The sequence below is a fragment of the Sphingopyxis sp. genome (assembly GCF_041916015.1).
Taxonomy (GTDB): Bacteria; Pseudomonadota; Alphaproteobacteria; order Sphingomonadales; family Sphingomonadaceae; genus Sphingopyxis.
Window position 1 is genome coordinate 41017 of the sequence record NZ_JAYSAH010000068.1, and the last position, 11292, is coordinate 52308.

Annotated in this window: 8 protein-coding genes and 1 tRNA gene; 6 read left to right on the forward strand and 3 right to left on the reverse strand. The window is 63.4% G+C overall.

The window, feature by feature from the left end; all coding sequences use genetic code 11:
* Positions 1–11: 11 nt before the first annotated feature.
* The 5 genes from gabT (at position 12) to ACE3SL_RS10050 (ending at position 6884) form a co-directional block, all read left to right on the forward strand.
* Complete coding sequence (gabT, locus tag ACE3SL_RS10030) at positions 12–1292, forward strand: 4-aminobutyrate--2-oxoglutarate transaminase (protein ID WP_374525602.1); 1281 nt, start codon at positions 12–14, stop codon at positions 1290–1292.
* The gene (locus ACE3SL_RS10035) at positions 1289–2755 is read left to right on the forward strand and encodes an NAD-dependent succinate-semialdehyde dehydrogenase (protein ID WP_374525595.1); all 1467 of its coding nucleotides are present in this window, start codon (positions 1289–1291) and stop codon (positions 2753–2755) included. The genes gabT and ACE3SL_RS10035 overlap by 4 nt, the downstream gene beginning before the upstream one ends.
* A 340-nt stretch (positions 2756–3095) precedes the next feature.
* Complete coding sequence (locus ACE3SL_RS10040; protein WP_374525596.1) at positions 3096–4571, forward strand: M20 family peptidase; 1476 nt, start codon at positions 3096–3098, stop codon at positions 4569–4571.
* Between the two features lie 37 nt (positions 4572–4608).
* Positions 4609–4685, forward strand: a tRNA-Pro gene (locus tag ACE3SL_RS10045).
* A gap of 285 nt (positions 4686–4970) precedes the next feature.
* Positions 4971–6884 (forward strand): hypothetical protein, encoded by a 1914-nt coding sequence (locus ACE3SL_RS10050; protein ID WP_374525597.1) that lies wholly within the window; start codon positions 4971–4973, stop codon positions 6882–6884.
* A gap of 305 nt (positions 6885–7189) precedes the next feature.
* Here the strand turns inward: ACE3SL_RS10050 and ACE3SL_RS10055 are convergent, their stop codons facing one another.
* The 3 genes from ACE3SL_RS10055 to ACE3SL_RS10065 form a co-directional block, all read right to left on the reverse strand.
* Entirely contained in the window at positions 7190–8038 is an 849-nt protein-coding gene (locus ACE3SL_RS10055; RefSeq protein WP_374525598.1) for a hypothetical protein, read from the reverse strand.
* An 86-nt stretch (positions 8039–8124) separates the two neighbouring features.
* Positions 8125–8625 (reverse strand): hypothetical protein, encoded by a 501-nt coding sequence (locus ACE3SL_RS10060; protein ID WP_374525599.1) that lies wholly within the window; start codon positions 8623–8625, stop codon positions 8125–8127.
* A gap of 270 nt (positions 8626–8895) precedes the next feature.
* Positions 8896–9777 carry a 3'-5' exonuclease gene (locus ACE3SL_RS10065; protein ID WP_374525600.1) on the reverse strand — a complete coding sequence of 294 codons (882 nt, stop codon included), beginning with the start codon at positions 9775–9777 and terminating at the stop codon, positions 8896–8898.
* A 226-nt stretch (positions 9778–10003) separates the two neighbouring features.
* On the opposite strand from ACE3SL_RS10065, the gene ACE3SL_RS10070 reads away from it, so the two are divergent.
* Positions 10004–10711 (forward strand): hypothetical protein, encoded by a 708-nt coding sequence (locus ACE3SL_RS10070; protein ID WP_374525601.1) that lies wholly within the window; start codon positions 10004–10006, stop codon positions 10709–10711.
* Positions 10712–11292: the final 581 nt, after the last annotated feature.

The following is an 11292-nucleotide window of genomic DNA, read 5'->3' on the forward strand; positions in this document are numbered from 1 at the left end:
GAGGTCCCATGATGAGCAATAATGCCCTTCTTTTGTCGCGCCGTGCCGCCGCGGTTCCGCAGGGGGTCGCGAGTGCGACGCCATTGTTCGCGGCGCGTGCCGAAAATGCCGAGCTGTGGGACGCCGACGGTGCCCGCTACATCGACTTCGCAGGCGGCATCGCGGTGCTCAACGTCGGGCATCGCCATCCGCGCGTGATCGCGGCCGTGCGCGACCAGCTCGACCGTTACACGCATACGGCGTTTCAGGTCGCCGCCTATGAGCCCTATGTCGAACTCTGCGAACGGCTCAACGCGCTCGCGCCTTTTTCGGGCCCCGCCAAGACGATCCTCTTCACCACCGGCGCCGAAGCGGTCGAGAATGCCGTAAAGATCGCCCGTGCCGCCACCGGGCGGTCTGGCATTATCGCCTTCGGCGGCGGCTTCCACGGCCGCACGCTCCTGACGATGGCGATGACGGGCAAGGTGCTGCCCTACAAGCGCAGCTTCGGCCCGCTGCCTGGCGAGGTGTTCCACCTGCCGTTCCCGATTCCCCATTATGGCGTCAGCGTCGAGGACAGCTTGCGTGCGCTGTCGCTGCTGTTCGCCGCCGACATCGAGCCGTCGCGCGTCGCCGCGATCATCGTCGAGCCGGTGCAGGGCGAGGGCGGTTTCCACATGGCGCCGCCCGATCTGCTCGCGGCGCTCCGCCGTCTCTGCGACGAGCATGGCATATTGCTGATCGCCGATGAGGTGCAGACCGGCTTTGCGCGCACCGGCCGCATGTTCGGGATCGAGCATGGCGGGGTCGAGCCCGACCTGATGACGGTCGCCAAGTCGCTCGCCGGCGGCTTCCCGCTGTCGGGGGTGATCGGCCGCGCCGGGATCATGGATGCAGCGCAGCCGGGTGGGCTCGGTGGTACTTATGCCGGATCGCCCGTCGCCTGCGCAGCCGCGCTCGCGGTGCTCGACGTGATCGAGGAGGAGGGGCTGATCGAACGCGCGAACGCCCTCGGCGACAAGCTGCGGACGACGCTGGAGGCGTTCGCGGCGCGTAACGACCTGCTTCCCATCGGCCATGTTCGCGGTCCCGGCGCAATGGTCGCCTTCGACCTGCTCGCGGCGCGCGGCAGCGACGAACCCGACGGCGCGGCGGCGAAGCGCGTGACGGCGCGCGCGCTCGAACTCGGCCTCGTGCTGCTGAGCTGTGGCATCCATGGCGAGACGATCCGCCTGCTGATGCCGCTGACCGCGTCCGACGCGCTGATCGACGAAGGTATGGCGATCCTCGAGAAGGCCTTGAGTGCGCTATGAGCAACGTCCCGACCCTGATCCGGCCCGACCTCTTGCGGACCGACGCCTTCATCGGGGGGCACTGGACGGCAAGCGACCGCCGCCTTGCCGTCACCAACCCCGCGACCGGCGCGCTGATCGCCGGGGTCGCCGATACGACTCCCGCCGACACGCGCGCCGCGATCGACGCCGCTGCGGCGGCGATGCCCGCTTGGGCCGCGACCCCGGCGAAGGCGCGCGCGGCGATCCTGCGCCGCTGGTTCGACCTGATCATGGCGAACCAGGAGGACCTCGCGCGGTTGATGACCGCCGAGCAGGGCAAGCCGCTCGCCGAAAGCCGGGGCGAGATCGGCTACGCCGCCTCCTTCATCGAGTGGTTCGCCGAAGAAGCGAAACGCGCCTATGGTGACGTTATCCCCGCGACCCAGAACGGACAGCGCATCCTCGTGCTAAAGCAGCCGGTCGGCGTCGTCGCCGCGATCACGCCGTGGAATTTCCCCGCCGCGATGATCACCCGCAAGGTCGGCCCGGCGCTCGCCGCAGGCTGCGCCATCGTCGTCAAGCCCGCCGCGCAGACCCCGCTGTCGGCGCTCGCGCTTGCCGTGCTGGCCGAGGAGGCGGGACTCCCCGCCGGGCTGCTGAGCATCGTCCCGACTAGCGACGCGCGCAACGTGGGCGCGGAGATGACGGGGAACCCGCTGGTCCGCAAGCTGTCCTTCACCGGATCGACCGAGATCGGGAAGCTGCTCTATCGCCAGTCGGCCGACACGGTGAAGAAACTCGGGCTCGAACTCGGCGGCAACGCACCCTTCATCGTCTTCGACGACGCCGACGTCGACGAAGCGGTCAAGGGCGCGATCGCGTCCAAATATCGCAACGCGGGTCAGACTTGCGTCTGCGCCAACCGGATCTATGTGCAGGCGGGCATCCACGACGCTTTCGTTGCGAAGCTCGCCGAGGCGGTGAGGGGACTGAAGGTTGGCGATGGCGCCGACGCCGGCGTTGAAGTCGGGCCGTTGATCGAAGAAGCAGCGGTGGAGAAGGTCGAGCGCCACATCGCCGACGCGGTCGCCAAGGGCGCGCGCGTCGTCTGCGGCGGCGCCCGCTCGGCGCTTGGCGGCACCTTCTTCGAGTCGACCCTGCTGACCGGCGTGACCGCCGCGATGGCGGTCGCGCACGAGGAGACCTTCGGCCCGCTCGCCCCGGTCTTCCGCTTCGAGGACGAGGCCGATGTCGTCGCGCAGGCGAACGACACCCGTTTTGGACTTGCCGCCTATTTCTTCGCCCGCGATCTGTCGCGCGTCTGGCGTGTCGCCGAGGCCCTCGAATATGGCATCGTCGGGGTGAATACCGGCCTGATCTCCACCGAAGTCGCGCCCTTCGGCGGCATCAAGGAGTCGGGCCTTGGCCGCGAGGGATCGCGCTACGGTATCGAGGATTATCTCGAGGTGAAATATGTCTGTATCGCCGTGGAGCAGGCTTGATTCGGGAGGGTTTCGTTCAGACCGGCTTGCTTTCCGGGAAGGCAGGGGAGATCATCGCCGCCGCTGCCGAACACCGCCGTTCGCGCATCGCCCCGGTATCCCATTGGCGGATCATCGGTCGCGGCATGGGAAGGGTGTCGTCCGCCGGAGGGGTGAGTATATATCATTTTTGAGCAGATTATGTCATAATGCGGGTGGCCCCTGAACCTGCCATTTTCCTGTTTGATATCAGCCCGCGCACTGTCCCATCACGATTTGCGGGCTTCGCTCGTCCATGTTTAATTGGGTTGCATATCGCGATCTTTCACGGTCTTCTGTCTGCGAAAAGAGGGAGAGGGCGATGGGCAAGGGTCGGACGATCATATGGGGCGGCGTTGCCGTCATGGCTGTCGTGGCGGGCGTGGTCGGTGTTCGCACCGCGACGTTTGCGCCAAAGGACATCGCGGATGGCAGCGACGTCAAACTGGCATCGGCGCCGGCCTACGACATCGACGCCGCTGTTCGGCATCTCAGCGAGGCGGCGCAGATTCCGACAGTTTCGCATCAGAATGTGGCCGACAACCAGATCGCCGAATGGGACAGGCTGCATGGCTGGCTCGCCTCGACCTATCCCGCCGTTCACGCCGCGATGCAGCGGACGATCCTGCCGAACAGGACGCTGATCTATCACTGGCCGGGGAGCGATCCCACCGCGGCGCCGATCATCGTCATGGCCCATCAGGACGTGGTGCCGGTGACGCCGGGCACCGAGGGCGACTGGAAATACCCGCCCTTTGCCGGCACCATCGCCGAGAAAGCGGTGTGGGGCCGCGGGACAGTCGATGACAAGGGATCGTTGATCGGCTTGTTCGAAGCGCTCGAGGCGCTTGCCAAGAACGGCTTCAAGCCGAAGCGCGGAATCTATCTGGTATCGGGGCACGACGAGGAGGCCGGCGGATCGGGCGCGATCGCCGCTGCGGCGAAGCTGAAGGCAGAGGGGGTCAAGGCGATCTATACGATCGACGAAGGCAGCCTCGTGCTGACCGATACGCCGGTAATCAACGGGCCGGCGATCATGATCGGCATTGCTGAAAAGGGCTATGCGACGCTGAAGGTCACTGCGAACGCGCCTGGAGGGCACAGTTCGATGCCGCCCGCCGAAACGGGTGTTACGACTCTGGCGAAGGCGGTGCTCGACATTGCGGCCGATCCCTTTCCCTATGAAGTGCGCGGCCCCGGCGCCTCGATGATCGAGGTGCTCGCGGCGAAAAAGGGCGGGACGACGAAAATGGCGGTCGCGAACCAGTGGCTGTTCGGCCCGATCCTGAAGCGGCAGCTCGGCGCCGTCCCCTCGGTCGCCGCGGCCTTCCATACGACGATCGCGCCGACGATGCTGGAAGGGAGCCCGAAAGAGAATGTGTTGCCGCAAGCGGCCAATGCCCTGATCAACTATCGCATCGCGCCGTGGAACAGCTCGGCGGAGATCATGGCGCGCGCGAAGGCGGCGGTCGGCGATGCCAAGGTCGATCTTGCCTGGGTCAAGCCGCCGCGCGAACCATCGCGCGTGTCCTCGACCAGCTCGCAGGGCTGGAAATGGATCGCCGCCGCCGCGCGCGCTGACGCGCCGGGTGCGGTGCTGACCCCGATGCTTGTCGTGGGCGGCACCGACAGCCGCAGCATGGAACCGGTGTCAGAGGACGTCTATCGCTTCATGCCGATGCACTTCACGCTGAAGGAATCGGCGATGATCCACGGCACCAACGAGCATATGGCGATCGACAGCTTCAAGCGGATGATCGATTTCTATGCGCGGCTGATCGCCACGTCTGCGGGATAGACTTGGGAGCCAAGCCTGTCTAAGGCGCACGCACGGTCGGGGAGTAGCGCAGCCCGGTAGCGCGCCTGCTTTGGGAGCAGGATGTCGCAGGTTCGAATCCTGTCTCCCCGACCACTTTATCGACTACTACACGGATTTCCGCCACTTTGCGTGGTCCGACATTCTGGTTTGGCCCATGATGCATACACATGGGCCCTACCCACGAATGATCGGTCCGCGCCTGAAAGGCGAACTCCGACCATGCGCTCAATACCTTACGCCAACCGCATCAATGGCCGCTATGTCTATAGGCGGCGCCTCCATTTCCGAAATATTATCTCCAAGCATGTTAGCCTCGCCATGCGGACCGCTTCGCCATCAGCGGCCCGCCAGCGCTCCGCCTCGCTTTCGGTGCGTTTCATGACGGTGAAGGCGAAGGTCGATTGCATGTTGGAAACAGGTCCCGCGCTGACGGGGGAACAGATCGAAGGGATTTTTCGGCGCGCGCTCGAGGACGAGCTGAATAGCTTGCTCAACGATGCCTATGGAAACCAGCCGTGGTCAGGGTCGGTCTTGGACGTTGCCACGGAAATCGCTGAGGCGTGCCGAAACCTGCGGCGACCGAACCGACCCTTCAGCCCGAAGGACTCGCGGCGCGACGAAGATCCGGAACCGGGAGAACTCGCCCATCTCGACGGTCCCGACTTTTACGCCGAACAAATCGTCTCAAACCTTGGCGACGAACAGGTCGCGGCCTTTCTTCGAGCGATCGGTGTGCAGGCGCACGCTGGAATTCTTGAACCGGCCAGGACGCATATCATACGCGGCATGGGAGTCGGAGCAGATCTCGTGCAGCGGGCCTTCGACGACGATGTTCTCGATGCGCCCGATCCGGCGACTGCCATTATCGCCGGGTTTGAACGGCGACCATCGAACGGTAGCGCGCAGATCATCCAGCATCCGGGAACTTCAGCGCTGCCTTCGGTTACCGCAAACGGTCGAGGCAACCCGTTCGTAGTTTATGAGGCTCGCCGGTTCAGCGAGGTCATCGATGACGTAATTGCCGAGCTCAAGGCGGAAGGAATCTGGAGCCGCAATACGTCGCAGCAGCGACGGATCATGCAGACCTTCGCGTGGATCACCGGGAACAAACCGCTTGGGGAATATAATCACCTTGACGTGGCGGTCTTCAAGAAGGGATTGCTCCGCATCCCCCTGAAGTTTTCTTACGGCACATTGGAGAAAGGCGCGATGACGCGGCCGTTTGCCGAGGTCGTTGCCGAACTGCCGGCGCTGACCGATGCGACGCGCCGTGATCCCAAAACGATAAACCGCGACCTCTCCTTCCTGCAGACGGTATCGAAGCATCTTTCGGAAACATGCTGGAAGAGCCGCAGCGCGACTTCCCTTGTTCTCGACTTCGGTGCCGCCCGGCTCACGATTAAAGATAAAGGGGGTGACCTACGTCCGCCATGGCAGCGCGCCCATCTCGAGTGTCTCTTTGCTTCGCCCATATATACTGGCGGGGACGGTCCAAAACAGCGGCTGAAGGCCAGCGGACGGAAACTCGTCATTTATCATGATGCGGCCTATTTCGCTCCGCTGATCTGGTATTACACCGCGGCCTGCCGTGAGGAAATTTGCGGGCTTGAGGTCGCCGACATCGAGCTCGATCACGAGACGCCTTATTTGCACATCCGAGACAATTTTACGCGTGGCCAGGATGGCGAAAAGGCCGGGGAGAAGCGCGCGGCGCGCAATCGGCATCTGCCCCTCCCCAGGGAGCTTATTCGCCTTGGCTTTCCCGAATATGTTCGCGCCATCGCCGCGGAGGGCCATGTGGCCCTGTTTCCCGAATGCTATGTCGCCGCGAAGAAGCGCGGAGGCGCATTCTTCTACGAGCGCGCTTGGAAGCACATGGTCGATTATATCGCCGCTCAAATGCCGCTTCCCCCTCCTTCAAACGGCAAGGGAGCTGACATTCATTCAATCCGCTCGCTGGGGAGCAGCTTCTACGAAGTCGATGGCGTCAACGAGATCCTCCGCGCCGATGTGATGGGTCATGCCCGGACCGGCACCAACGGCAAGCATTATTCTAAGCGCATGCAGACCGAGGGTCTCGACGTGATCCTGCGGGAGCGCCTCGAGTTTATGGGGCGCTACGTGCCAATCATAACGGGGCACCTCGATCGCGCCCCGTTACGGCTTTTACCGCTGGACGAGCGCTCGCGAGTGGGATCGCCTCGCGAGCGCAAAATCCGGTCTGACGCGAAGCATTCGCGGATGATCTGTCATTCTCCCCCGCTGTCCGCGCACTCTTCCATTTCAAGCTAATCTATGCGTTCGAGGTGCTGGGCGGTCGATCCGATGGTCCAGCACGCTCGGCACGCCCTTCGCCAGGCAAACTCGAAGGAACGCTGCCGCGCCCACTTTCCAAGCCAAGATATGTGACGCCGTCCATGGCGGCTGTTATGCCGCCACATCTTGGCGGTCACGCACAGGTGCAGGTGCGGCATGACGAGCCAACTTCCGTTGGCCGCTTCCACGGCATTAATGACCCAGGCCACAACCGCCCCATCGCAGTCAGTTCGCGGTCCATGAGGCCCGTTGCCCTCAACCTCCCAATTACAAAGGATGGGCTAGGCCGCCATCATGTGCCGCGTGGCTTCAGCCAGAAACCGTCGTCGCCGCGCCTGCAGTTCCGCAACATAGCCGCGACCATCGCGCAATTCGATCATCCGTCGAAGGAGGCGATCCGTCGCGACATTGATATCGGCGCGACCATCATGGCACCGCCGCCAGCGTGCGAGTAGCAACGCAACGCCAATGGTGTCGCATTCACAGGCTTCCTGCACGGCATCCCACTTGCCCGCGTAAATGAGCCCCGTGACCGCGAACGCCGGTGCGGTCATCTTGGCCGGAATATCGAGCGCAGCCAAGACCTCGGCCAGATGGATCGGCTTCATCTTGAACCCGCCGGTCACGATGCGAGCGAAGTCCAGGTGGCGAGCAGGATCGTTGCCGCCGAACGACAGCCAGCGCCAACCGCGGGGAAGGGTCAGGCCGTGCTTGTAGGCGGCCATCATGATCAGCGGAATATCGTGCACCATACCTGCCCACGTCACGAGCTCGGCGTCTGGCCAGGTCTGCAGCAGCTGGAAAAGGCCGGACACGATCGCCCGCTCGTCATGATCCGGCTGGCTCAACGTCACGAACTGCGCGATGTCCAGGTTACCGTCAGCATGCTCGGTCAGCACCATGATAGAGGCGGTGACGATGGTCTGGAACACCCAGCGCGGACACGTCAGCGGATCTTCGCTGCGGGTATAACCGCGGCGCGTGGGCTGGTTGTTGTCGTTGCCGGGGTTATATCGCTCCGTGGCCTGATAGCGGCGATGGCCGCTTTCTTCGATGACGGCGGACTCGACGTCGAGCACGATATAGCTGCGCGGTCGGCGTTCGACGCCGACACGGGGTTCGTATTTCATGGATATTTCCTTGGAATGCGCGGCAGGCTCGGCCTGCCGCGGTGTGCATTGGTTTTGAGAATGACGGGTGCCAGAACCGACCGAGACTAATCGGCGCTGGAGCGCGGCTGGAACGTGTGCGTCTCGATCCGAGAGCGCGTCTCGGCGGCGACGCGTTCGATGCGAGCCAAGGCTCGACAATGTCCGCCCGCGATGTCGGAGGGCGCTCCCGCCAGACACTCGAACGCGCCATCACTGCCGAGCCGGATCGTCACTTTTCCACATTCCGACACCAGGATGACCGGCGCATTGTTGTCGCCGGACCAAGGTCGGCAGCGAAAGATGTGGATCAGATGCTGGTTGCGCATGACTGCCAGATATTCTCGCGGTCCGGACATGCCGGCATGTGCCAGACCCACATATATAATGTCCTGGTCCCACTCCATCGCGCGGAGAACCAGTTCGCGCACGATGCCACCGTCGATCGCGCCACCGGTGCCGAATTCGGTTGACGGAGTTAGCTTGGCGTCCGCCGGGAAGCCCATTTCGTGGCGCAGAGCCCAGGCGTGTTTCTCGTGCTGCAGCGCGCGCATCATGGTGTCGTTCATTCTATCTTCCTTACTATTGGGTGACGGCCGCTTTGGCCGGAGCCTTTTTCCGCTCTCTCACGGTGCTCAATCCCGCCGCATTGGCGGAGGCTTGCGCCTGCAGGCGCCAGCAATGGCCAGAGGCCGTCGATTTACCGGATTTTGAAGATTGGAGGCTAAGCGGCTCTGGGAACGGAGAGGTTGCGACCTCACCTTCAAGCGAAGCGTCGCGGCATAGCGACACTCGCTGGCCTCGCTGCTCGCGCGACCAGAGCAGCGAGGCCTTCCCCCTTACCGATAGCGAGTGTGCCAGCTGAGCTGGCGCACGCGCGGTGTTGCGCGCAGTTCCGCATCGCGCGAAAGCCATAGCGCCTCGGTCTCATGCGCAGCTTCGGTGATCTCGCGCCACCACACCTTCTCGCGCGCATCCCAGCGATAGCCGCGCGCCTTGAGGAGATGGCGCTTGTCGAACGGCGCGCCCGTTGCCTCGATCCGCAACGACGACTGCGCTGCCCGCACAAGCAGCTCCGCGATCAGCGGGCGCGCGCCGTCCGGACGATGGGTCACCAGATGCGCGAGACTGATCACATCGGCGTCCGCCCGGTGCCCGGTGCTGAAGTAGCCGATCTGCATCAGGAGGTGGCCGAGCTTGGCGCCATCGAATCCATGCGCCGCCCAATCAATTTCGCGCATCGAACAGGCCCAGGCATGGCCCTTGATCCCGGGCAACAGGCGCTCGACAATTGGGGCATCGTAGGCCGCGTTGTGCGCGACAATCAGGTCAGATCCGCCGAGCAGTGCTTCCCAGCGCGGCACGTTCAGCGCGCGCCCCGCCACGTCGTCGTCCGATATTCCGGTCAGCCGCTGCACCTCGGCCGGGATCGGAATACCGGGATCGCGGAGGCCGCGAAGCGCTGTATCGATGGCGCGGATTTCTCCGGCCTCATCGACCAGCACCACTGCGGCGGCGATTTCGATGACCTCGGCCGTCTGGACGTCGACCGATGTCGTTTCGGTATCGACGATCGCTATGCGCCGCGTCCGACCAATTGGCGGTCCGTCGTTCACAAGTTCGGCAATCGGCCGCACGCGGCGGAGGATGCGGACATCCACGCACGACGCGCAGAGCCGCAGCGCCGCCTCGCACGAGGCAGCGTCATTATGGATGGTCATGGATTTTCTCCTATTTGCTTACCGCCGAGCGGAGGCGAGGCTTTTCCTCCCCTCTCCACCCGGTTGCAGGAGACGCGGTCGCGGCAGCTTTTCCATCCCGAGCACCCCCATGAAGCGTTCGCACTTTCTTCAGCGTCAATGCCTAAGCCGGTAGCACGGCAGGTGGCACAAGTAAGGGAAGCCAGCTGGCCTTCGAACCAAGCAAGATGGAGTTTCAGGCGTGTTTATGTTCAGCGAACAATGGAAGGACTTCGAACGTCCTGCAAAGCGCGGTGCGAAGGGCTGGAACAAGGACTTTGCCGATGGCGTCTCAATCTTCCAGCGCGTCGATGATGGGGCGCGCTTCAGTCTCACTTCCGACCTCATCCGGGCATGGCGGTTCGAGCTTCCACTGAACCGGGCGATGGCCAGCGGCGCACTACGGCAGGCTTGGGAAAGCGAACCATACTTGGGTGGGATGAGACGCGGGTCCTTCGTGAGCAAGTTCATGCACGGCGAGGGCGACGACATGGACGAGTTTGCCGAAGACTGGGGACCGAGCCTGATGACCCCCGAAGAGGAGGAGAAGTTCGAGGCAATGGAATTCCCCCTCACCGCATACCGGGGAGGGACCGGCAGCATCGACGAGGTTGCGCAGGGTATCAGCTGGACGTTGGACCTCGAGATTGCCAAATTTTATGCATTAGACTGGCCTAAACGATGGGGCATCGAGCGGGAGCCGATGATTGTCTCCATGCAAGTGGAGTGCGAGGACGTCGCTGCCTTTCTTGTTGGACGCAAGGAGTCGGAACTGCTCGTGCCATACGCCTCGCTACTTCGCGACGCGATGACCGAGGTAACGGATCGTGTGGACGTCAGATTGGCTGGAGCCGATCCTTCAGGCGGCGCAGATTTTCCAGGGGGAGACTGTCGGCATTTGCCTGCGGCCTCATAGCCATCCTCCGCCTGCTGAAAAAAGCGCGTCGCCATACGCGCATTTTTGCCGCGCGCTGCGATTACGCCTTTGGCCTGAGCGTGGCCAGAGGTGAACGGCTCGACAGCAAAGGACCGCACGAGATGTGGTTGCGGCAGCTTTTCCATCCCGGTCACATGCGTAGGCCGTCAGATGGAGTAACGGACTTTTAGGTTCGATTGCCGATAAGCGCGCAGGCATTGAGGAGTTGGGACCAATAATGCCCCTTGAGCGCCAATCGCTCCAGCAGTGCCGGAAGACTCGATGCAGATGCTTTTTCCATCTCTCGGTGTCTTCCCTCCCGCGCTCTCATGTGGTTGCTCAGCATTTGAAGCGCCGACCGTCAGGTCTGGCGCAACCCGAGGTGCGTGCCGCACCGATCCGAGCCTCCACATGGAGGTGATATTTTGGACACCTCGCTCTTGGCTGTCAAACGGCGTTCAAAAGGGACCCCCGATCGGCGTCGAAGAGGGACCCCCTTTTCGGATATGATGCTGGTTTGTTGAAGATGGCCTTGCGCTGCGTGCGGCGGAGGGCGGGCGTAGCCCGACCGGAGGCGCGCG